Raw genomic sequence first — 22,387 nt, 5'->3', positions numbered from 1 at the left:
TTTGGAAAGAAAGTTTATATAAAAAACAAATAAACATTCAAAAATTAGACACTCCAAGACACGACACATTGTTTCAGTGGTCTGCCCGCCCTGCACGTAGGACTTCTCTTATTAATGCTGACCGACGTTCCCAAAAGCGAGAGTAACCCGTACCCTTTTTTCAGCTTCCCTACGTCATACCAAACTTATTCGGTAAAACAATGATCGAAGTAAGCAATCTGACAAAACACATGGGTAACAATACGATTGTCCGCGACTTTTCATTCAGTGCCGGTCAACAAGCATGCCTCGGGTTGTTCGGACAAGATCACACGGCCAAAACAGTACTGCTCGATGTCATTGCCGGTTCGACACAGCCGTCCAGCGGTCATATAAAAATTCACGGCTTCGACACACAAACCCACCCGCTCGAAGCAAGGCAACTGGTCGGCTATCAACTGTCCAACGACCTCGGTCATCCGACGATGTCCGTCAAAGCGTTCCTCGATTTCATTGCTGCCATTCGTGGCTTTCGCGGTACCGAAAAACGTGACCGCCTGGAACAGTCCGTCGCACGACTGGAGTTGTTCCCGGTACTCGATGCCCCCCTCGACCTCCTTTCCATCGCCTGGAAACGCAAAGTCGCAATTGCCCAGGCCATCCTGCATGGCCCTGCCCTGTTACTGCTGGACGAGCCCACCGAAGGACTCGCGCAGGATCAGAAGCACGCATTCAAGGCGCTTATCCAATCGTTGACGCAAGAAATGACGGTCATCATTGCCTCGCGTCACTGCGAAGAGTTGTCCGAACTGTGCACACGTGCCCTGGTCATTGCCAACGGTCGCCTGGTGGCCGATACGCCACTGCCCGATCTACAGCGCGACTCGCGTCACTTCCAGGCAGTCACCCTTACTGCCGAGACGCCACTGGACCTGTTGGCACTGGCTGTCCTGCCAGGTGTGGCAGGCATTGAAGAGCATCGAAACGCGCCCGGCACAGTGACGGTTCTCGCCATGCCCGGACACACCATCTATCCCCATATCAACACGCTGATTGCCAGCCGGCGCTGGAAAATCAACTCACTGAACCTGGAGCCAGGTCGCCTGAATGATGTGGTCCACCATCTGACCAAAGAGGCGTCCCATTGAGACTATTGCCCATCATTCTGAGGCGTCAACTCACCAGCTATGCGCGCTCCCCCGGCACTTACCTCAACATTGCCATCTTCCTGATACTCTCAGTGACATTAGGGTTGTACGTAAGTCCGTGGCAGGAACAAAACGGCAGTGACTTACAGGTATTTTTCCGGTTCCACCCTTCGCTGTACTTATTGCTGATCCCCGCCCTGACCACTCAACTCTGGTCCGATGAAACCAACGCAGGTTTTTTCAGCCTGATGAAAACCCTGCCCATCACAACGTTCGAATGGATTGTCGGAAAATTCCTCGCCGCCTGGCTGGTGGCCAGCACCGGCCTGTTTCTAATGTTCCCTCTGGTGATCATTGCGAACTATCTGGGCAAGGCCGACAACGGTGTCATTGCCTCGCAATTTTTGGCGAGTTGGCTGCTGGCAGGCAGTTACTTATCCGCAGGCTGTTTTATTTGCGCACTGGTGCATCAGCGCACTGTCATTTTCGTATTGACGCTGAGCTTGTTACTGACAGCCAGTGGCCTTTCTTATGTATTGGACTCACTTGAACACCAAACCCCTATATGGCTGATCGACAGCCTGGCCTCCCTCAGCCCTACTTGGCGATTCAGCAGTATCGATGATGGAAAACTCACACTGCGCGACACACTTTATTTTATCAGCATGATCCTCACCTTTCTCACCGCAACGACAGTCACGCTCAACTACAAACACAGATGAGAAGGGAAACCCTTAATGCGGTCCACTCTGCGCACCGGTATGACGCTATGCGTCACCTTTTTGCTTTTCCTGGCTTTCAACCTGGTGTGGATAGGTAAACTTCCTGATATACGGTGGGATCTTTCTCAACAAAAAATCCACACTTTATCGCCCCCCGTCTACCCACTACTTGCAACGCTGGAAAGCCCGGTGGACGTGTATTACTTCAATTCAAATAACGACCCGAAACGAAGCTACGCCGTGAAACGCTATGGCAAACGTATTGAGGATCTGCTCAAGGAGTACGAAAAGAAGGCTCAGGGCATGATCAACCTGCACGTGATTGAACCCGCTCCCTATTCGGAAGACGCCTATAAAGCAAGGCTGTCAGGGCTCGACGAAAACACAGGGTTTCTCGGGCTCGTCAGCACGAGCCCCGGTCATGGCGTGCGCCGTATCGGTTCTTTCAGCCTCGAGCGCGAGCCGTTGCTCGAATATGAAATAAGCCACCTGCTCTACAAGTTGCAGCACCCGGAGCGACCGGTTGTTGGGCTGCTGTCGGGGCTGGCGATGGACGAATCCGCAGGTCGGCTCTTGCAGGCGGTGCGGCGAGAATTCGAACTGTTCGCTCTGGAGCCGAATGCCGCTCAAATCCCCGAACACATCAAAACCCTGATGGTTGTACAGCCACGGATGTTGCCGGAACGTACCTTGTATGGGATTGAGCAATTTGTCTTGAGGGGCGGTAGATTGATGATGTTCATCGACCCTTTGAGCGAACAACGCTCAAACCCACTCCCAGCCAATAGCCGACTGGACGAGGTGCTTGCCGCCTGGGGTATCCAGATGCCGACGGACAAGCTGGTGGTCGACGCTCTCTACACGCCCTGGGAGACGCCTGATATGCCCAATCGAGTCAGGCTGAACTTGCCACGACAGGCGATGAACCTGAACGACATCAGCACCTGGAACCTCAACAGGGTGACCGTATCGAGCAGTGGGACGCTCGCGCAGTTGAACAAAAGCCGCACAACCTTCACCCCGATCCTGCAAAGTTCCGAGCAATCGGTGCTGTTGGATGCCAACCAATCCACTCGCGCAACCACACCCAATTCCTTGATTGAAGAGGCTTCGAGCCGGGAGCAGCGCCATGTCATTGCTGCACGCATCGAAGGGCCGAGCTATTCAGTTTTTCCCGATGGTATCAAGGGCCTGCCGTCCGGGTTGCAGACAGCGGCGCAGATTCATGTTGTGGTCATCGCTGATACGGACATGCTTACCGATAAGGTCAGCGACGCAGCGCCCGATGGCAACGCGCTGTTTGTTCTGAATACACTGGATAACCTGTCCGCCCCCGACATGCTCGTCGCGATTCGCCCCAGGGCAACGCAGGAAAGGCCGCCGACGGTGCTGGAGGGTATGCGTGAGGTCGCAAGACAGGCCTATCGTTCGAAAGCCAGCGAACTGGAGCGACGCTTGCAACGAACAGAGCAGGAATGGCAACGGCTGAGCCCATGGACAACCACCCTCGGCACCCAGGCGGTGGAGACCAATACCCAGCTGCAAGCACTCAACAAGGAACGTCTGCGCCTACCCATGGAGCTGCATACCCTGCAGCGCGAAGCCTACGCCCAAGTGCGTCATCTGGAGTTGGCGATAACGCTGGTGGCGATCTTTGCCATGCCGCTGACGTTATGCCTGATCGCCTGGATGGTCTTTCTTGGAGAGCGCCGACGCCGGTTGCAAGCCGGCGGCACGATTCACTGAAGGTTCAGCGACGGGCTATCAGCCCCTGTCGTGCAATACGGGTTAATTGGCGGATGACCTCGGTGGCATTGTTGGCGCTTGGTGCCTGGATAACCGCAAGGTCAAAGCTGTTGCTGGCAAAACGCGCAAGTGAATCGCCATCTTCAACAAACTGGATCAGGAACGCTGACGGTCGGCCAGTGCGACGCGGCCAACCGTCCAGGTAACGCAATAGCGTCGGCTGGTGCTTGCCGCCAAGAAGAATTTTCGGGTTGCGTTGAGTAAGGTCCGCGGTGATCGGGGCCAGGCGTATCAGGGGGCGTAGTGCATTCATCGTGTCGTGTCTCTGCCTCAAAAGTCTGCGGGCAGGTGAGAGGCAACACCGAACCAGCGCTTTAGCGGAATTTCGAAGCATGAAACACGCTCCTGTCGGGACCGATAACGATCACCCATGGCGCCCCGCAATTAGCTGTTTAAATCGGCGCATGAGCGGCATCCTAGAGAAGCCGGTGGGGCGGTGTCAAGAATCCGGAGCAACGAAAAGGCCCGCACAGGGCGGGCCGATTCAAGGTGTTGCAGCACAATCAGTGGGCGATGGCGCGGTCTGCGGACAGTTTGCCAGCACCTTCCAGTAGTACCGCCAGGGAGCCACCGAGCAAGGCCAGTGCGAACTCATAACCGTTGTTGGCCATGAACAGGCCGTTATGGATGTGCACCGAGAAGATCGCCACCAGCGACAGGATGGTCAGGCCCAATGCTGCCGGGCGAACCAGCAGGCCAATGATCAGCGCCAGGCCGGCAAAGAACTCGGTACCGCCCGACAGCAGCGCCATCAACGTACCCGGTGCCAGACCAATGCTTTCCATCCACTGGGCAGTGCCCGCCAGGCCATAGCCGCCGAACCAGCCAAAGAGTTTTTGCGATCCGTGGGCGGCGAAGATGATGCCAACCACAATGCGCAGGATAGTCAGGCCGTAACCGGCGCGGGTGGACAGAATGCTTTTGATCAGTGGGCTCATGGTGCAAATCCTTTTCAAAGTAGGGGTTGGTTGGCCGCTATATTAATCAGTTTAGACAATGATAAAAGCCGAAAAAATGCCTGATTAATATCGATAAAATCGATTACTTCCGTGAGGCGATTTTCGGTGCCTGCGGTTCAAGGGACGCTCGCTCCCGATCGAACGCCAAGAAGTACTTGTTGACGCTATTAACATAGCTGACGCCGCCCATCCCTACTTGCTCCATGGCAATGCGTTCAACCTGGAAGAACCACTGGTTGGGGTTGAGTCCCCGCCGCTTGGCTTCAGTACGCATGCCCTGGACCCGCTCCGGCCCCATGTTGTAAGCCGCCAGCACAAAGGCCATGCGCTCGCGCTCGTTGAGCTTGGGGCTGGCGAAGAACTTGCGACGGATCATTGCCAGGTACCGCGCGCCGGCCTGCACGTTGCTGTCGAGACTTTCGATATTGTTGACCCCCACGCGTTGCGCCGCCGATGGAGTGATCTGCATCAGGCCGGTAGGGCCGCCGCTGCTGCGCGCGCCAGGGTCAAGCGCCGATTCCTTGAAGGCCAGTGCAGCCAGGTTCAACCAATCCATGCCCTGCTCGCGGGCGTGTTTCTGCAAGACCGGGCGCAGTTTTTCCAGGCGCTGTCGGTCGACACGGGCCAATGGGTTGCGCACCTGGTAAAGGCGACGGTAGATACGCTGGAACGCCACATCCTGGTCGGATGGGGTTCGATAGGTCTTGAGGAATCGGTCAATGCTGGCCCGCAGCATCGAGGCATCCTGGCGCACAAACCAGTACTCGTCACCCGGCTCGCTGATCGCCACCTGTTTATCGAAACGCAGCTTGGGCAGAATCTTCGACCAGCGCTCGGCAATCGGCTTTTCGACAATGGTCAGATGGAAAATACCGGCTTGAACCATCTCCAGCACGTCTTCCACAGCCAGCGTTGGGTCGACCCACTCTACTTTGACCGGCGGCTGCTTGTGCAGAGCCAGCTTCTGGTTGACCTGGCTGATGGCATCCGCCGCCGCACTGCCGGTGGTTAGCGCCAGGGTGCGGCCGGACAGTTGCTCGAGCTTGGTAAACCGTCGTTCACCCTTCACCCCCACCAGCCACAGCGCTACGTTGCTGGCAATCGGATCGCTGCTGCTGATCTTGTGCGCCGCCTTTACATCAAGCAGTTCACCGGGCGCCACCAAATCGCCTTCGCCACGGGCCAGCGCGCCGAGCAACTGGTCCTTGGCCTTGGGAATGATCTTCAGGTTGATTTCCTGGCCATCACGCGCATGACCATTGAGGTACTGCTCGAAGGCGCGCAGGCGATGGTATTCGACACCGATGGCCTGGCCTTGCACCTCGCCGGAACTGTTACGGCTCTGGTTGACCAAGACGCGCAACGTGCGGCTTGAACGAATCTCCGCCAAATCGCGGACCTTGCCGGGCCTGGTCACTTCCAGCGGCCCGTCCAGACGTGCAACCGCCGCCATGGGCAGCAGCATCGTCAGGCACAACATAAGCAACGCCGAGGGTCGGATCATCCGCTCTCCGGAAAGAATACTGGCCAACGCCCTCGCGAAAAACGAGACGGTGGGGGTCAGAAACAGAGCGCTTTATGCGCTGGCAAGGTACGCAACGGCGGCATGGTGGCAGGCGGCGGGCCAACCACAATGTCGCTTGCGACGTTCAAAGACAGCTATAACTCGTTGTAGTTCTTCGTTTTTCTTATAAATCTACAGCTCTGATATGCTTTCCGGCCGCAGGCGGAGATAGCACCATGCAACTCATTGATATCGGCGTCAACCTGACCAACCCCAGTTTCGACGAGAAGCACCAGGCCGTGCTTGAACGTGCCTATGCTGCCGGCGTGCAACAATTGGTGCTCACCGGGACCAGCATCGAGGGCAGCGAACAGGCCCTGGCGCAGTGCGAAAAACTCGATGAAAGCGGCCAGCGCCTGTTCAGCACCGCGGGCATCCACCCCCACTCGGCCATTGACTGGAACGGCGATAGCGCATCGCGTTTGCGCGGTTTGCTGAAAGAAAACCGAGTACGCGCAGTAGGAGAATGCGGGCTGGATTTCAACCGGGATTTTTCACCGCGCCCGCAGCAGGAAAAAGTCCTCGAAGAACATCTGGCCCTGGCCGTCGAGCTCAAATTGCCGGTATTCCTCCACGAACGTGACGCCAACCAGCGCCTGCTGGACATCCTCAAGGACTACCGCGACCAGCTCACCGCCGCTGTGGTGCACTGCTTCACCGGCGAACAACAGGCGCTGTTCAGCTACCTCGACCTCGACTTGCACATCGGCATCACCGGCTGGATCTGCGATGAACGCCGTGGGACACACCTGCACCCCCTGGTCAGGGAAATTCCCCGTGGCCGTCTGATGCTGGAAAGCGACGCACCCTACCTGCTGCCACGCACCTTGCGCCCAAAACCGAAAAACGGTCGCAACGAGCCCGCGTATCTACCTGAAGTGCTGCGCGAAGTCGCCCTGCACCGCAACGAGAGCTTGGAAGACCTGGCCCGTCACAGCACGGCCTGCGCCCGCAGCTTTTTTGGCTTGCCAGCAATGGATTGATGCGGCGCATTGACCCATGTCAAAACCGTTTTCCTGGATAGCGGCACAATAATGGCACCTTGCCAATGCTGTTTCCGCTATCAGAGAAAACCTTCCATGGGTGCCTGGCTTAGCAATATCTCGCTGAAGTACAAATTCTGGGCCGTCAATGCGGTCGCCTTCATTACCACCCTGCTGCTGGTGCTGTATGCCGTGCAGCTTGAGCAACAGTCCCGCAGCGATGCATCCAGGGCTTCGGCCCAGGCGCAGGCACATTTGTTCAATGCGTGGCCGACTGGCGAAGCTTTGCCCAAGGGCGAGCACTGGCTGACGTTCAAGCGCGGCCAGGTCCCACAACTGGCGGAGCAGGATCTGTCGCCCCTGGGCAGCAACCTGGGCTGGGTCGAACTCAATCATATGCCGTTGTTCGGTGAGAACCCGCTGATGGGTGCTGAAGTCATCGCCCGCCCTGACGGTCAATACGTCGCCGTGCTCGCCTACGCGCCAAGCCTGAGCCAAGTGTTCGAAGAACGCTTTGCCAACTATGCGGTGGCAGTCCTGATCCTGATGCTGGCGATGCTCGGCGCCTCGCAACTGCTGATCCGCTTCCTGCTCAGCCAACTCAACACCTTGAAAGACGTGATGCTGCACGTAGAGAAAACCGGCGACCTGTCGGCCCGCGTGCCGTTGGCCTGCAAGGATGAAGTCGGCCAGATGGCCAGCGCGTTCAACGCCATGCAAGCCGGCTACCAGCGTGTGGTCAACACCGTGGCACGCACCGCCCAGCAACTCGACGATGGCGCCGCACGGTTGGCCAGCAGCATGAACGATGTGCAGCACGGCATGCTCGGCCAGCAGAGCGAAACCGACCAGGCCGCCACTGCCATCAACGAAATGACCGCCACCGTCTACCACATCGCCCAGCACGCGGGCGCCACCCGTGACCTGTCCCAGACCGCTGACACCCTGGCGGGCAGCGGCCAGGAAGTGGTCAGCCGCGTACAGCGCTCGATCGCCGGTTTGTCGACCGGCGTGCAACAGACCGCCGAGATGATCCAGAAGCTCGCCGAAGACAGTCAAAAAATCAACGGCGTGGTCAGCGTGATCCACAGCATCGCCGAGCAAACCAACCTGCTCGCCCTCAACGCCGCCATCGAAGCCGCCCGCGCCGGGGAAATGGGCCGGGGGTTCGCCGTGGTTGCCGACGAAGTGCGCAACCTGGCCAAACGCGTACAAAGCTCTACCGACGAAATCACCCGCATGGTCTCGGCGCTGCAAGCCGGCACCCGCGACGCGGTGGACTTCATGCAAGAAAGCTCGTTCAAGGCTGACGACTGCGTGCAACAAGCCCAGGAAGCCGGTGCCGCCCTCGCCGAAATCACCAGCGCCGTGGCGCAGATGCGTGAAAGCAACACCCAGATCGCCGTCGCTGCCGAGCAGCAAAGCCACGTCGCCGAAGAGATGAACCGTGCGGTGGTGAGCATTCGGGATGTGACCGAGAACACCGTGCAGCAAACCGTGGATTCGGCGACGACCAGCAATGAACTGGCCACGCTGGCCGGGGAGCTGAGCAAGGCGATTGGGCAGTTGAAGCTGTAGGACTGCTCAACCCATAATCCTCTGCCTACAACAAAGCCTCGGTTTGCCCGAGGTTTTGGCGAAACGTCCTAACCCTCTCGGCGAATAACGCCGACTTCTTTTCCCTGGCAACCTCTCCAAAGTCTCTCGCCTGATCAATCAGCGCGAGGGACCGCCGATGCACCTCTCTAGCCGTGCCCCACTCAACGGGGCCGCCTCATGATTCCCGTTATTGCACGTTTCATCCTCGCGCCCATGGATGCCAAGGCGCCGGACGTTGAAGGCGTCTTGCGTGACTTGCGTGAATGCCTGAACACCTTTGACGAGTGGGCCGAAAGCTTCTGGAGCGGTTCGGCATTGGAAGTCGAGCAGGTGTTCAAGGTCGGGGACGAGGTTTCCCTCGCCGCTCCGGCGTCCTCCAAGAAACCGAATCGCACGGTCGCCACCTGCAAGGCCCAGGGCTCGTTGACCCTGGTGCATATGTTCGAGAGCACGCGCTTTGTGCCTATCGGCAATACGCCGGTGATGCTGCAACCGGTCGCCCCTGATGGCAGCCCGGTGGGCCCGTCGATTCATCGCACCATCGGCCCCAGCGGCATTCTTGCAGTCAGCGACTGCGCCCGCGATCAGCGCTATCAGATCACCTTTTATCCCAACGTTTCGAATGATCACATCAAGGCGCTGTATGCGTCTTATCAGTCGGTGATCGCGGGGCTGGAAAGGGGCCTGCGTGATGAATGGAAAAAGACCTTCAAGCCGCAATGGGACGACTTTGCCAACGCCACGCCATTCGAGCGCAGTGCAATGCAAGGCCTGGCGCTCTCAACCGGGATCGGCAAGGCGTTCTACAACCTTTGGGACAATTTCACACAACTGTACGACCTGCTGGCGGACCTCAAGAGTAACAGCCTGAAGTTGCTGCAATACGTCTCCCAGGACGAATTGGATGAACTGCTGAAACTGGGCAAGGACGCCATTGCCCAGGGCCTGCTTGTGCTCAGCGATGAGCCGCTGTTGTTTATCTACCTGTCGGCCATGGTTGCCTGGATACGCATGCTGCCACCGCCGCAGATGTACGAGCTGCTGGGCGAGATAACCGGCGAGGTACTGATCAATCTGTTTCTGATCTGGGCCACGCGGGGCATGGGGGTTCAGCTTCGTTTGGGTATGCAGGTGCTGGGGCACATCAAGTCCGGACGCGTGCGTAGATGGCTGCAAATGCTGGCGGATCAACTGGTCGGGCCTCGGTTGGACGCGCATGTCGAGGCGGCCAGGCCGGTGTTGCTGGGCAGCGCAGACACGCCGATCAGGGTGGTTCCGGATGTGCCGTTGAAGGCTGGGGATCAGGTGGTTGCCAACGCGGTGCCTGCGGTGCGCAGCAAGTCCCAGCGAACTGTGTTGGTTCAGCAAGAGCATGTGGATGACGTGCCAGCTGTTGCGAAGAATCCGGCTGGGGATGCAGCAGCGCCTTCCGACAAGACCGCCACCAACGGCTGCCCGGTGTCGATGGTCACCGGCGAGGAGTTGCTGACCCTCACCGATGGGACGCTGGACGGGATCTTGCCGTTTGAGTGGACTCGCTTGTACCGCACCAGTGCGGTGGAAGTGGATGGTGGGTTGGGGTTTGGCTGGAGTCACTCGCTGGCGCATCGGTTGAGTGTTTCCGGGGATTCGGTGGTTTGGACCGATCATGAGAATCGGTCGACCACCCTGCCCTTGCCCACGGTTTCTCGGCCTGCGATCACCAATAGCTTGGCCGAAGCGGCGATCTACCTAGGGTCGTTGCCTGATGAACTGGTGCTGGCGCAGGCATCACGTTTCTACCACTTCCGCGACGGTGTGCTGACAACGATCAGCGATGCGTATGACAACCGCCTGCGTATTTCCCGGGATTTTCTGGGGCGTGTTGAGCGGGTGGATAACGGTGTCGGGCGCTCGCTGTTTTTGCGTTATGCGTCGGGCCGCATCGTGGCGGTGGATTACCAGATTCATCGCGTTGTGGATGAGGGGCCGTTTGTTTGGGTGACGGAGCAGACGGTTGTTTCCTACGCCTATGACGACTTGGGACGGCTGATTTCAGCGACCAATGCCGTCGGCGAAAGCGAGGTTTATCGGTACGACGAACAGCACGTCATTCTTGAGCGCGGCTTGGCCGGTGGGGCGAGCTTTTTCTGGGAATGGGAACGGTCTGGCAAGGCGGCGCGATGTGTCCGGCATTGGGCGAGTTTCTCGCAGATGGACACGCGCTATGCCTGGGATGACAACGGCCAGGTCACGGTGTTTAACGCCGATGGTAGCCAGGAAGTCTACGTGCATGACCAGCGGGCGCGGCTGGTGCAGCGGGTCGATCCAGACGGTGCCGAGCATTTCAAATCCTACGATGAAAAAGGCCGGCTGACGGTTGAGCAGGACCCGCTCGGGGCGATCACGGCGTATCAGTACGACGAAGCCGGACGTTTGGTGGCGGTGTTTCCGGGGGACGATGAGCCAACGACCTACGAGCATGACAACGGGTTCGTACGGGTGGTGCGGCGTGGTGAAGCCGTCTGGAAGTATGAGCGCAATGATCAGGGCGATGTCATTCGCAAGACCGATCCTGATGGCAACGCTACTGACTACAGCTACAACAAATACGGACAATTGGTTGGGGTTTGGTACCCGGATCAAAGCTGTCAGCGGCTGGTGTGGAACGAGCGTGGGCAGTTGCTTGAGGAGCAATTGCCCAATGGCGGGATCAAGCGTTATCGCTATGACGACCTTGGGCGACAGATTGCGCGTGAGGATGAGCATGGCGCGCTGACCCAGTATCAGTGGGACGACGTTGGGCGGTCAGTCCAGGTCGTCTTTCCGAGCGGCGACACGCGTAAATATACCTACAACGCTTACGGAAAAATCACCGCCGAGCGCGATGAACTCGGGAACATCACCCGCTACGAATACGCCGACGGCCTGCACCTGATCAGCCGCCGCATCAATGCCGATGGCACTCAGGTCAAGTACCGCTACGACAACGTACGTTTGTTGTTGACCGAGATCGAAAACGAGGTAGGCGAAACCTACCGACTCCAGTATCACGCCAATGGCCTGATCCAGCAGGAAACCGGCTTTGATGGTCAGCGCACAGCTTACCTCTACGACCTCAACGGCAACCTTTCGGAAAAGACCGAACACGGCGATGACGGCAGTCAGTTGGTTACCCGCTACCAGCGCGATTACGCCGGACGCCTCGTCAGAAAAACCCTGCCCGACGGTGGCAAGGTTGATTACACCTACGACCGCCAGGGCAATCTATTAGGCGTCGAAGACGGCCACTGGTCCCTGGCCTACGAGTACGACAGCCAAAACCGCCTCACCGCCGAACACCAAGGCTGGGGCACGCTGCGCTACGCCTACGACGCCTACGGCCGATTGCAAAACCTGCGCCTGCCGGACAACAACCGCCTCACCCTCAATCACGACAAAGGCGGCCACCTCGCCACCGTCGAACTGAACGGCGTTGTACTTACCTCACACCTGTTCAAGGCCGGCCGCGAACAGCAACGCCAACAAGGCCAATTGCTCAGCCACTACCAACACGACCACCAGGGACGCCTGTTCAACCAGAGCATCGTTGATGCCGAAGGCCCGCTCTACCGCCGTCATTACGACTACGACAAATCCGGTAACCTAACCCGCCTGCTCGACACCCGCAAAGGCGAACACCGCTACCACTACGACCCACTCAACCGCCTCACCCGCGCCGACCACTCCCAAGACGAACAGGAACGCTTCGGCCACGACCCGGCCGGCAACCTGCTCATGCAAAACCGCCCCGGCCCCGACATCGTCGCCGGCAACCGCCTGATGATCCAGGGCGACCACCATTACGACTATGACGCCTTCGGCAACCTGATTCGCGAACGCCGCGGTAAGGGCCACGCACTCGTCACCGAATACCGCTACGACTGCCAGCATCGTCTGATCGGCGTTAAGACGCCCAACGGCCAGACTGCCAGCTACCGCTACGACCCGTTTGGGCGGCGTATCAGTAAAACCGTAGATGGGATTACGACAGAACTCTTCTGGCAAGGCGACAAACTCATCGCCGAACACCACGCGGATCGGCACCGCAGCTACCTCTACGAACCGGACAGCTTTCGCCCGCTGGCTTTATTGGAAGGTTTCGGTCCAAAGGAAACCAAGGCCTACCACTACCAACTCGACCACCTCGGCACCCCACAGGAACTCACTGCCCCGGATGGCGAAATCGTCTGGTCTACGCATTACCGTGCCTACGGCGAAATCAGCCGACTCGACATCGGAAAAGTCGACAATCCGCTGCGCTTCCAGGGTCAGTATTTCGATCAGGAAAGCGGGCTGCACTACAACCGCCATCGCTACTACAATCCGGATGTTGGTCGGTACCTGACGCCGGACCCGGTGAAGCTGGCGGGAGGGATCAATGCGTACCAGTACGTGCCTAATCCCACGGGATGGGTGGATGCGACAGGGCTGAGCGCCAATTGTCCGCCGAAAGGGATACAACAGCCAGCCTGTAAAACACAGAATGAACCGGAAACACCTGATGTTTCTCGCAGAGGCGCTTTCAGACAAGCGAAAAGAGATGCTGGGATACCGATGGTTCAGGCCCCAGATATGGTAGTAGACCCAGACATAGGAAAGGCCAAACAATACACGACTGAAAAAATGACAGACAAGAATAGGAAAACAGTTCTGGATGAAAACGGCAAACCCATAAACACAAAAGTCTATCAATTCACAAGAGCAAACGGCTCGAAAATCCTTATCCAAGACCACTCAGCAGGCCATAAATACGGTAGCGTAGATGGAATTGGAGACCATTCATCGCACTTTAATTTGAGACCAATCGAAAAACCTCGAAAAGGTTATCTTGAAGGCGCAAAAAAACACTATCCATTCAGGAAATAAAAAATGAAATACTGGAACGAGTTAGAGGGGAGTATATTTCTTAGCAAAGTCTTCAGCCTTCCTGTTGAGATTGGAAAAATAGCCATTTCCTCATTAAGGGTAGAAAATGATCAGCCTTGTATTGGAATAGGATTCGACATCTCCGAATTTCCAGACAAACTACCAGAAAAATGGAAAAACAAAGGGTATAACATGTGCAGACTTGGAATAACCTGCAACGACATTAAAAATCTGAAAGTCTTTAACATCCCCGCACACGAGGTATTTACCGTAAAAATCAATAAGAAAATGGACCACTTTACTTTTGAAGCCACCAGCGATAATGCACACATAGAGTTCAACGCAAAATTTATTTCACTCAGCGGCCCAACCGTTTACATCAACGATCCGGACGACTATTACTTCAAATAACCAAAACCAGTATATACCTCCCCATAAATGCGGCTAGGCGGCGCCACCTAATCCATCATCTCAAAAAAATATAGACAACTCATTCGAAACTTTAAATATACGCGCCAGAAAATTGAATCGGCAGAACTCACGACTTCGATTAACAATCTGGCGTGGAGTCTTTTCAAGTCAGAAAGCGATGTACCCGAACCAATCGAATTGAACGAAAAAGCACAGAATACGGCTCTAACTTCTGGCAGGAAATACAGAACAGGATTAGTCAAGAAATCTGGTTTTAGTGGGGTTCGATTCGGCATACAGGGCTTAGAAAATCCATGATGCAAAAGATATTACAGCGGTTCTGGGTGAGACGACCGGTTATCCATTCCAGATAACCGATAACAACCTCACGTTTCTGATACACATGGACGACCATGACTGCGTTATTTGGACACAAGGGGGGGACATGCCGAAAACTACCCTCTATGACCCCCATAGCCAGCCCCAATTCGCCGCCCCGTCCGCCCCCACCTAAACTCTGTTCAAGTTATTTCAACGGACAGAGGATTCACCATCATGGGCAAACGTCACCCCAATCTCCCCGCCTGGCAATGGCGTCACTACCCGCAGAACCATCAGCACCCGACCAACCTGGCGTTGCACCTGATTGCCGTGCCGCTGTTCATCATCGGGTTTCTGTTGATTGTGTCCGGGGTGTTCAGCCTGAGTCTGGCCAGCTTTGCCGTCGGTGTGGTCGGTATCTTGGCCGGCCTGGCGTTGCAGCGTCATGGGCATAGCCTGGAGGCCGAGGCCAGTGAGCCGTTCAGTGATCGTAAAGATGCGGTCCAGCGCCTGATGGTCGAGCAGTTCGTGACCTTTCCACGTTTTGTGTTGAGCGGTGGCTGGTGGCGTGCCTGGCGGCAGCGCCACCAGCATTGAGGTCAGGCGAAGACCACCACGGTCTGGCGGCTGATGGCGATGAGTGCGCCGGTCGGGCTCCACAGGGCGGCGGCGGCATGGCCGTAGCCGTCGCGGGCGTGCTCGATATTGACGTAATACTGGCACCAGTCGAGGGTCGTGAGGTCTTGCAATGGCTGGATGAATTCGATGGTCCAGGTCAGGGTGCTGCCCGGCGCCGGCTTTTTCAGGTGCGGCAGCAACGCCGGGGGCCAGGCGTCGACTAGGGCAAGGATATGCGCTTCGGTCAGCGGTTCTTCTTTCACATCGCCGCGCAACCGTACCCAACCGCCCATGTCGCGGGATTTGTTACCGGTAAAGGGTAAGCCGCCGACACTCCAACGCATCGCCAGATGGCGCATGAACTCCGGAGTGACGCCCTTGATATAGGGCAGTTCCTGGCACTCATCCCAATGTTTGAACACCGGAGGCGCTTCGCTTTCGACCGCAATTTCCGACTCACGGGCCCCACCGAAACTGGCCTGTACTAGTGTCGTCACTTCACCGTTCTGCACCACGCGGCCAAGCAATTGGCTGACAGCTTTGCCTTCACGCAACACTTCGACTTGATAACTGGCGGGGACGTCCGGCGCTACCGGGCCAACAAAGGTGATTGCCAACGACCGTAAAGGACGATCCGCGGGCACTTGGGCACGCAGGGCTTCGTATTGCAATGCGGCGACCAGGCCGCCAAAGGTCGCACGGCCCTGGGCCCACTCAGCAGGGATGGTCACATCCAGCGGGTTGCTGCGGGCGGCGTCGAGCAAATCAATAAAGCGCATGGCGGTCTCACATCAAAAGGAACAGATGAGGGATCTTAACCATCGGACCAATCAGGTACAGCGCCTATTCCGGCCAAAAACCGGACCGGTTCAGAAACAATCAGCACTGAGTTTATCCAGCACGCGGTCCGCCTGCCCCTGCGCCTTGGCCATGGTGCGATGCCATACGGCAACACAAGGTTGCAGATCTGCCTGGTGTTCAGCCTGGGCCAACCACTGCCAGCAATCATGCCAATCCCCCAGGGCGCCCTGGGCTTTTTTCAGGTGCGACATGGCCTTGGCGGGCAACTTGTCCAATTCGGGATAGGCTTCTGCAGCGTAGCGTACGCGTTTGATCAGCAAGCGCAGGCGGTGGCGATCATGGCCCGGTTCCTTCAAGGCCTTATCGAGTGTCTGCCATTGCTTGGCCAGACGCTTTTCGATGCGTGGTCGCAGGCCTTTGAGCAATTTCTGGTGTTCAGAAGCACGGATGAAACGCGGGAAGGCGTCGAGGATCAGCAGCAAGTGCGCAAGTTCCGGGCTTTGCGCCACCTGACGATAGGCTTCGGGTTGCAGGCGCAGTCGTCGGTTTGCGGCCTCGTGATGGCCATGCTGGTGCAAATACGCCGCCAGCACCTCGCGGTCGCGTAGCGGAGTGGTCAATTGGCCGACCGTGCTGGCCGCCACTTCAAGCTGCTCCACCCCTGGCAACCCGCGCAAGGGCCGCAACAGGCTGCGCAGACGGCGCACGGTGGTGCGCAGGTCATGTAGGGCTTCATCATCGGTGACGGCGGCAAGGCGAGCCTGGCAGCTCAGTAACCCTACTTCCAGGCCAATGACCTGAGCGACTAACTGATCGACCAAAGCTGACATCCTGCCCTCACTACCTGATGAAAAATCCTACTCGCTGCAGGTCAACGCCCGGCGCGAGACTCACGAATATAGAAACGCGCTTTCTCGGCCTTGTTGGAGCAGCCTTCAAACGCTTCAAACTGTTGCTGGGTCTTGGCGCCCGTCAACAAAGACAGTGCCTTAGAGTAGCTCACGGTACCGGCAAAGCCTTCGGCCTTGGCCAGGTCCAGTTCTTTCCAGGCGGCGTCCAACTGGCTGCCGCAACTGTCGCGGTATGCGGTTTTTCCGGCGCAACCGGCCAGGGCCAACACGATCACAGGCACACACATCCAGGCTTTCATCGATGACACCTCAAAAAAGAAAAAACAGTCGTACGTTGTAGACGTTGCCTACAGGGAAAAGTGCCTGTCCTTAGCCTGAAATCGGTAGTGCCTATTGACCAGAGCATACCCGAGCAACACCGCTATTCTGGAAAAATATTGCAGGCTCCCACGAATATTGAAGCCGGCCTCTCATGGGTGCATTGTGGGGACCTGCCTTGGGGAGGACATGGACCATGAAGAAACGTGTTGCGTTGGTGCTGGGCTCCGGTGGCGCCCGGGGCTACGCTCATATCGGGGTGATCGAGGAAATCGAACGGCGCGGCTACGATATCGCCTGTATCGCCGGCTGTTCAATGGGGGCCGTAGTGGGCGGCATTTACGCCGCCGGCAAGCTGGACGAGTATCGAAACTGGATTGAAAGCCTCGACTACCTCGACGTGTTGCGCCTGGTCGACGTGAGCTTCCGCCTGGGCGCCATTCGCGGCGAGAAAGTCTTCGGGCAGATCCGCAAGATCGTCGGCGAGATCAACATCGAAGAACTGCGCATCCCCTACACCGCCGTCGCCACCGACCTCACCAACCAGCAGGAAATCTGGTTCCAGGAAGGCTGCCTGCACCAAGCCATGCGCGCCTCGGCGGCGATCCCCAGCCTGTTCACCCCAGTGATGCAAGGCAACCGCATGCTGGTGGACGGCGGCCTGCTCAACCCGCTGCCCATCGTACCGGTGGTGTCGAGCCACTGTGACTTGATCATCGCGGTCAACCTCAACGCCACCAATCAGAAGCACTACCAGTTGCCGGTGATCCAACGCCCACCCGCGTTCAAGAGCCGCTTCAACAACCTGGCGAGATCACTCGGTTCGCACCTGCCCTTTCGCCGCAAGCAGGCCGAACAACTGATGAAACTGGAGCAGGAGGCGTTGGAAGCGCAGGCGGCGGAGATCAACCCGTGGCTGGAATCTGCCGAGCCGGAATCCCAACAACCCGCCGCGGCACCGGAAAAGCCCGGCGCACCGAAGTCGGCAACCGGGTCGTTCATCATCGATAACGTCGGCCCGGCTTCGCTGCTGGACCTGATCAACCAGAGCTTCGAGGTGATGCAGACGTCGCTGGCGCAGTACAAGATCGCGGGCTACCCGCCAGACGTGCTGATCAACGTGCCGAAGCGGGTGTGCCGGTTTTTCGAGTTCTACAAAGCGCCGGAGTTGATCGCCCTGGGGCGGGAAATTGCCAGTGATACGCTGGACCGTTATGAAAGTGAGCAACGCTGAAACAGACGTGTCACTAAAGCCGTTGTGGCGAGCGGGCTCGCCACAACAAGCCCGCTCGCCACAGAGCGCGCCTGAGGTCTATCTATCCGCCCAATAACCGATACCCCACTCCCGCCTCGGTCACGATAAACCGTGGCTGGGTCGGGTCATCCGCCAGCTTCTGACGCAGGTGCCCCACGACGATGCGCAGGTAGTGGCTGTCCTCGGTATGGGTCGGCCCCCAGATATCCTTGAGCAACTGTTGCTGGGTAATCACTCGCCCCGGATGCCGCGCCAGTTGCGCCAGCACTGCGTATTCCTTACGCGTCAGTGCCACTTCGGCGCCGTCCAGCAGCACCCGGCGATAGGCCAGGTCCACCGTCAGCGGGCCAAAACGCAAGGCTGCTTCCTGGGCCTCACCCGCTGGCGCCTGACGCAGCAGCGCCCGCACCCGGGCCAGGAATTCCTGGATACCGAAGGGTTTGGTCACATAGTCATTCGCACCACCATCCAGGGCCTCGACCTTTTGCCCCTCGCTGGCCCGCACCGACAGCACCAGCACCGGCACCGTCGACCACTCGCGAAATTCACGTAGCACCTGCTGGCCGTCCATGTCCGGCAGGCCAAGGTCGAGGACCAACAAGTCCGGTTTGTTCAACGCTGCCTGGGCCAGGCCTTCGTTGCCAGTGCCGGCCTCAATCACTTTGTAGCCCTGGGAGGCCAGGCTGATACGCAGGAATTTGCGGATCTGCGGTTCGTCATCAATGACCAAAATCGTCGCGGTCTGGCTCATGGCTTCCAATCAAAATCCGTGAAGAAAACAGGGTAGCTCATGCCTCGCGCTCCAGGCCAGGCTGTGTCGGTAAAGGCAGGAACAAGGTGATGCAGGTGCCACGCCCGTCAATGCCGTCGGCCACGCTGATATGCCCACCGTGAGCGCCGACCATGCCCTGGCAAATTGCGAGGCCCAGCCCCGTGCCCTGCCCGCCTCGATCACCGCGTGCTGCGGTGTAGAACATATCGAAGATCTTTGCGCGCTCATCCTCGGGAATACCGGGGCCTTCGTCAGCCACGGCGAAGAACAACTGGTTATCGGCAACGCCGGCGCTCAGTTGCAAGCGCCCTTGCGGCGGCGAAAAACGTGCGGCGTTTTCCAACACATTGACCAGCGCCTGCTCGATCAGCGCGGCGTGCACATATAACAACGGCAACTCGGGCGGCACTTCGGTACTCACCTGCAACGGCGCCAGCACCGCACGCAGACGGCCGAGGGCGCTGCCGACGATATCACCCGGCGACACCCAATCGCGCGCCAGCTTCAAAGCGCCGTGACCGAGGCGGGTCATGTCCAGCAGGTTCTGGATGTAACGGTCGAGACGTTCAGCCTCATCGCGGGTGCCTTCGAGCAACTCGCGGCGGTCCTCCAGCGGGATGGCCTCACCGAGCGCCAGCAGGCTGTCGATGCTGCCACGCATGGAGGTCAGCGGCGTGCGCAAATCATGGGATACCGACGCCAGCAAGGCGCTGCGCAATTGCTCGGTTTCGCCGTGCAACCGTGCAGACTCCAACTCCTGGGCCAGTTGCGCCCGCGCCAGCGCCTGGGCCAGCGGTTGGCTCAAGGCAGTGAGCAGACGACGGCGTTGCCCGCTCAATTCCAGGCCGGGTTTGGGGCTGACCCCGAGCAAACCCAACGGGCCTTCTTCGCCCGACAACGGCCACCACCACCAACGCCCGAACGGCAGGGTTCCGGTGCCCATGCCCGCTGGTTGGTCATGTTGCCAGGCCCAATCGGCGGCGGCACGCTCAGCTTCAGTCAGGGTCAGCGGGCCGCCCGTCTCGATGGCCCAACCGCCCTGGCCATCGCGATTGACCAGGCACAGGTCCAGGTCGCTCCAGCCTTCCAGGTGATGCGCGGCAGCACTGATTACCGCCTGGCGATCAGTGGCGGCGGTGAGTTTGCGCGAGAGGTCGAGCAGCTCGCTGGTTTCTTCCTGGGTGTCGCGCAACGCCTGCAACTGACGGCGCTGGCGCGCAGCCAGGTTGCCGGTCAACGCCGCCATCAACAGGAAGAACAACAGGGTCAGTACGTCTTCTTCACGTTGGATGGCGAAGGAAAAATTCGGCGGGATAAACAGGAAGTCGTAGGTCAGGAACGACAGCGCCGCACACATCAGCGACGGCCCCAGGCTGCTGCGCACCGCCACCAGCAACACCGCAGCGAGGAACACCAACGAAATGTTCGGCAACGGCAAGGCGCTGGACACGGCCCAGGCCACCGCCGCCGCCGCCACCGTTGCCACAACTGCCAGCGCATAGTCAAACCACACCAGCCCGCGTACATCCGGCAAGCGTGGCGGCGCAGGCATGTCGTCACTGTCGAGGACGTTGATTTCCAAGCCCCGCGCATTACGCAGCAAACGCGCAGCCAGGCCGCCGCCGAACAAGCGACGGCGCCAACGCATGCGCGACTGCCCCACCAGCAGCAGGCTGGCGCGGCGTTCGGCGGCGTGCTGGATCAGTGTCTTGGCCACCTCCCCTGCGCGCAGCAATACCACCTCGCCGCCCAGGCGCTCGGCCAACTGCTGGGCATTTTGCAGGCGTAGCCGTGACTGCTCGTCCCGTGCTCGACCGTTATCGATATGCACCAGGCTCCACGGCAAATGGCGGCGCTGGGCAACTCGGCTGGCATGGCGCACCAGGCGCTCGGCCTGCGCATCACCATCCACGCCGACCAGCAAACGCCCACGCACCGCCGGCGCAGCCTGGCCGAGCTGGCGATAGCCTTGGGCCAAATCGTCATCGACGTGGGCGGCGGCGGTCTGCATCGCCAACTCGCGCAGGGCCATGAGGTTGGTCTGGGTGAAGAACGCATCGATGGCCGCACGCGCCTGCTCCGGCACATAGACCTTGCCGTCGCGCAGGCGCTCCAACAGTTCGCGGGACGGCAGGTCGATCAGCAGCAGTTCGTCGGCCTCTTGCAGCACCCAGTCCGGCAGGGTTTCACGCACCTGCACGCCGGTGATGCCGCGCACCTGGTCGTTGAGGCTTTCCAGATGCTGGACGTTGACCGTGGTAAACACGTTGATGCCGGCGGCGAGCAGTTCCTGGATGTCTTGCCAGCGCTTTTCGTGACGGCTACCGGGGGCGTTGCTGTGGGCCAGTTCGTCCACCAGCACCAGCTTGGGCTTGGCGGCGAGCAGGCCGTCCAGGTCCATTTCTTCGAGCATCACGCCACGGTATTCACTGCGCAGCAATGGTTGCTGCGGCAGGCCGCTGAGCAAGGCTTCGGTCTCGGCGCGGCCGTGGGTTTCGACCACGCCGGCAACCAGGCGCACGCCTTGGCGCAACTGCGTGTGCGCGGCCTGGAGCATGGCGTAGGTCTTGCCCACGCCCGGCGCAGCGCCGAGGAAAACTTTGAGCCGGCCACGGCCGTCCCGGGGCAGATCGGCTAACAGGGCATCGGCGCGGCCGGAGTCGCTCATGCTCGGGGTTCCTTCAGATGTTTATTGGTTGCGCCTCAGGCCGCCATCGCGGGCAAGCCCACTCCCACATTTGGAATGCATTCCCCTGTGGGAGCTGGCTTGCCTGCGATGGCTGCGCCACGGCCTACAACTTTTCCAGGGCCATGTTCAGCGCCAGCACATTCACCACCGGCGGGCCCACCAGCGGGCTTTCGATGTGTTCATCGAGCAAGCGCTGCAAGGTCGACACCGGCACATTCCGCGCCGCCGCCACCCGCGCCAGTTGATAGGCAATCGCCTGTGGTGGCAAGTGTGGATCAAGACCGCTGCCAGAGGTAGTCAGCGATACCAGAGGCACCGGCCCCTGGCTCGGCACCAGCTGTTTACTCGCGTCATCGAAGATACGCGTCGCCAGCGCCGGGTTGCTTGGACCAAGGTTACTGGCACTGCTGGAGACCGTCGCAAAAGCGCCAGCCGAGGGGCGCGGGTGAAACCAGTTGTCACCGGTAAAATCCTGGGCGATCAGGCTGGAGCCACGCACCTTGCCGCTGTCATCGCGTACCAGGCTGCCATTGGCCTGGTCCGGGAAAGCCACTTGGGCGACACCGGTCACCACCAGTGGGTAAGCGACGCCGGTAATCAGGGTCATGAGCACCAGCAGGCTCAGGGCCGGGCGGATCATGTTGGACATTTCGGATTCCTCAATTCGGTCATTGCAACCTGTGGGCACCCGCCGGGCGCCCACA

18 protein-coding genes are annotated in these 22,387 nt (G+C 58.9%); 9 read left to right on the top strand and 9 right to left on the bottom strand.

Annotated elements, in window-relative coordinates; translation table 11 throughout:
* The first annotated feature begins 200 nt into the window (after positions 1-200).
* The 3 genes from M2497_RS09745 to M2497_RS09735 are packed head-to-tail and all read left to right on the top strand — an operon-like array spanning position 201 to position 3,595.
* On the top strand, positions 201-1,127 hold the full coding sequence (locus M2497_RS09745; RefSeq protein ID WP_248487133.1) for an ABC transporter ATP-binding protein: 927 nt from the start codon (positions 201-203) through the stop codon (positions 1,125-1,127).
* Positions 1,124-1,849, top strand: coding sequence for an ABC transporter permease (locus M2497_RS09740; RefSeq protein ID WP_248487132.1), 726 nt, complete (start codon positions 1,124-1,126; stop codon positions 1,847-1,849). The genes M2497_RS09745 and M2497_RS09740 overlap by 4 nt, the downstream gene beginning before the upstream one ends.
* A 15-nt stretch (positions 1,850-1,864) precedes the next feature.
* On the top strand, positions 1,865-3,595 hold the full coding sequence (locus tag M2497_RS09735; protein ID WP_248487130.1) for a Gldg family protein: 1,731 nt from the start codon (positions 1,865-1,867) through the stop codon (positions 3,593-3,595).
* 4 nt (positions 3,596-3,599) lie between these two features.
* Here M2497_RS09735 and M2497_RS09730 read toward each other — a convergent pair whose 3' ends face one another.
* The 3 genes from M2497_RS09730 to M2497_RS09720 all read right to left on the bottom strand — a co-directional run bounded on the left by M2497_RS09730 (position 3,600) and on the right by M2497_RS09720 (position 6,118).
* Positions 3,600-3,908: a hypothetical protein gene (locus M2497_RS09730; RefSeq protein ID WP_058427984.1), complete on the bottom strand. Its 309-nt coding sequence runs from the start codon at positions 3,906-3,908 to the stop codon at positions 3,600-3,602.
* Positions 3,909-4,158: 250 nt separating this feature from the next.
* Complete coding sequence (locus M2497_RS09725; protein ID WP_248487128.1) at positions 4,159-4,593, bottom strand: DoxX family protein; 435 nt, start codon at positions 4,591-4,593, stop codon at positions 4,159-4,161.
* A 103-nt stretch (positions 4,594-4,696) separates the two neighbouring features.
* The gene (locus tag M2497_RS09720) at positions 4,697-6,118 is read right to left on the bottom strand and encodes a transglycosylase SLT domain-containing protein (RefSeq protein WP_248487126.1); all 1,422 of its coding nucleotides are present in this window, start codon (positions 6,116-6,118) and stop codon (positions 4,697-4,699) included.
* 236 nt (positions 6,119-6,354) lie between these two features.
* On the opposite strand from M2497_RS09720, the gene M2497_RS09715 reads away from it, so the two are divergent.
* From M2497_RS09715 to M2497_RS09695, 5 genes are all read left to right on the top strand, one after another.
* Positions 6,355-7,161: a TatD family hydrolase gene (locus M2497_RS09715; RefSeq protein WP_248487124.1), complete on the top strand. Its 807-nt coding sequence runs from the start codon at positions 6,355-6,357 to the stop codon at positions 7,159-7,161.
* Positions 7,162-7,257: 96 nt separating this feature from the next.
* Positions 7,258-8,739, top strand: a complete 1,482-nt coding sequence (locus M2497_RS09710; protein ID WP_248487122.1) for a methyl-accepting chemotaxis protein — start codon at positions 7,258-7,260, stop codon at positions 8,737-8,739.
* Positions 8,740-8,937: 198 nt separating this feature from the next.
* Positions 8,938-13,647 (top strand): RHS repeat-associated core domain-containing protein, encoded by a 4,710-nt coding sequence (locus M2497_RS09705; RefSeq protein WP_248487119.1) that lies wholly within the window; start codon positions 8,938-8,940, stop codon positions 13,645-13,647.
* Between the two features lie 3 nt (positions 13,648-13,650).
* Entirely contained in the window at positions 13,651-14,058 is a 408-nt protein-coding gene (locus M2497_RS09700; RefSeq protein WP_092247633.1) for an Imm50 family immunity protein, read from the top strand.
* A gap of 555 nt (positions 14,059-14,613) precedes the next feature.
* Entirely contained in the window at positions 14,614-14,976 is a 363-nt protein-coding gene (locus M2497_RS09695; protein WP_248487117.1) for an Mpo1-like protein, read from the top strand.
* 2 nt (positions 14,977-14,978) lie between these two features.
* Here the strand turns inward: M2497_RS09695 and M2497_RS09690 are convergent, their stop codons facing one another.
* The 3 genes from M2497_RS09690 to M2497_RS09680 form a co-directional block, all read right to left on the bottom strand.
* Entirely contained in the window at positions 14,979-15,776 is a 798-nt protein-coding gene (locus M2497_RS09690; RefSeq protein WP_248487115.1) for an acyl-CoA thioesterase domain-containing protein, read from the bottom strand.
* A gap of 90 nt (positions 15,777-15,866) precedes the next feature.
* Positions 15,867-16,628 carry a CHAD domain-containing protein gene (locus M2497_RS09685; protein WP_248487113.1) on the bottom strand — a complete coding sequence of 254 codons (762 nt, stop codon included), beginning with the start codon at positions 16,626-16,628 and terminating at the stop codon, positions 15,867-15,869.
* A gap of 41 nt (positions 16,629-16,669) precedes the next feature.
* On the bottom strand, positions 16,670-16,948 hold the full coding sequence (locus M2497_RS09680) for a hypothetical protein (RefSeq protein ID WP_012722962.1): 279 nt from the start codon (positions 16,946-16,948) through the stop codon (positions 16,670-16,672).
* 215 nt (positions 16,949-17,163) lie between these two features.
* Between M2497_RS09680 and M2497_RS09675 the strand changes: the two genes are divergently transcribed.
* Positions 17,164-18,201, top strand: coding sequence for a patatin-like phospholipase family protein (locus M2497_RS09675; protein ID WP_058424475.1), 1,038 nt, complete (start codon positions 17,164-17,166; stop codon positions 18,199-18,201).
* 82 nt (positions 18,202-18,283) lie between these two features.
* Here M2497_RS09675 and M2497_RS09670 read toward each other — a convergent pair whose 3' ends face one another.
* The 3 genes from M2497_RS09670 to kdpC all read right to left on the bottom strand — a co-directional run bounded on the left by M2497_RS09670 (position 18,284) and on the right by kdpC (position 22,332).
* On the bottom strand, positions 18,284-18,973 hold the full coding sequence (locus M2497_RS09670) for a response regulator (protein ID WP_071490041.1): 690 nt from the start codon (positions 18,971-18,973) through the stop codon (positions 18,284-18,286).
* A gap of 37 nt (positions 18,974-19,010) precedes the next feature.
* Positions 19,011-21,662: a sensor histidine kinase KdpD gene (locus tag M2497_RS09665; RefSeq protein ID WP_248487110.1), complete on the bottom strand. Its 2,652-nt coding sequence runs from the start codon at positions 21,660-21,662 to the stop codon at positions 19,011-19,013.
* 124 nt (positions 21,663-21,786) lie between these two features.
* A complete protein-coding gene (kdpC, locus tag M2497_RS09660) occupies positions 21,787-22,332 on the bottom strand; it encodes a potassium-transporting ATPase subunit KdpC (RefSeq protein ID WP_248487108.1) in 546 nt (181 codons plus the stop codon).
* Positions 22,333-22,387 lie beyond the last annotated feature (55 nt).

It is taken from the genome of Pseudomonas sp. CYM-20-01 (genome assembly GCF_023169845.1).
Lineage (GTDB): Bacteria > Pseudomonadota > Gammaproteobacteria > Pseudomonadales > Pseudomonadaceae > Aquipseudomonas > Aquipseudomonas azotoformans.
This window is presented reverse-complemented; position numbering and strand designations above follow the sequence as displayed.

Coding starts and splice junctions, on each gene's coding strand:
- M2497_RS09675 (WP_058424475.1), top strand. CDS start 17,164: ATGAAGAAACGTGTTGCGTTGGTGCTGGGCTCCGGTGGCGCCCGGGGC.
- M2497_RS09725 (WP_248487128.1), bottom strand. CDS start 4,593: ATGAGCCCACTGATCAAAAGCATTCTGTCCACCCGCGCCGGTTACGGC.
- M2497_RS09720 (WP_248487126.1), bottom strand. CDS start 6,118: ATGATCCGACCCTCGGCGTTGCTTATGTTGTGCCTGACGATGCTGCTG.
- M2497_RS09710 (WP_248487122.1), top strand. CDS start 7,258: ATGGGTGCCTGGCTTAGCAATATCTCGCTGAAGTACAAATTCTGGGCC.
- kdpC (WP_248487108.1), bottom strand. CDS start 22,332: ATGTCCAACATGATCCGCCCGGCCCTGAGCCTGCTGGTGCTCATGACC.
- M2497_RS09690 (WP_248487115.1), bottom strand. CDS start 15,776: ATGCGCTTTATTGATTTGCTCGACGCCGCCCGCAGCAACCCGCTGGAT.
- M2497_RS09715 (WP_248487124.1), top strand. CDS start 6,355: ATGCAACTCATTGATATCGGCGTCAACCTGACCAACCCCAGTTTCGAC.
- M2497_RS09670 (WP_071490041.1), bottom strand. CDS start 18,973: ATGAGCCAGACCGCGACGATTTTGGTCATTGATGACGAACCGCAGATC.
- M2497_RS09730 (WP_058427984.1), bottom strand. CDS start 3,908: ATGAATGCACTACGCCCCCTGATACGCCTGGCCCCGATCACCGCGGAC.
- M2497_RS09745 (WP_248487133.1), top strand. CDS start 201: ATGATCGAAGTAAGCAATCTGACAAAACACATGGGTAACAATACGATT.
- M2497_RS09685 (WP_248487113.1), bottom strand. CDS start 16,628: ATGTCAGCTTTGGTCGATCAGTTAGTCGCTCAGGTCATTGGCCTGGAA.
- M2497_RS09735 (WP_248487130.1), top strand. CDS start 1,865: ATGCGGTCCACTCTGCGCACCGGTATGACGCTATGCGTCACCTTTTTG.
- M2497_RS09665 (WP_248487110.1), bottom strand. CDS start 21,662: ATGAGCGACTCCGGCCGCGCCGATGCCCTGTTAGCCGATCTGCCCCGG.
- M2497_RS09700 (WP_092247633.1), top strand. CDS start 13,651: ATGAAATACTGGAACGAGTTAGAGGGGAGTATATTTCTTAGCAAAGTC.
- M2497_RS09680 (WP_012722962.1), bottom strand. CDS start 16,948: ATGAAAGCCTGGATGTGTGTGCCTGTGATCGTGTTGGCCCTGGCCGGT.
- M2497_RS09695 (WP_248487117.1), top strand. CDS start 14,614: ATGGGCAAACGTCACCCCAATCTCCCCGCCTGGCAATGGCGTCACTAC.
- M2497_RS09705 (WP_248487119.1), top strand. CDS start 8,938: ATGATTCCCGTTATTGCACGTTTCATCCTCGCGCCCATGGATGCCAAG.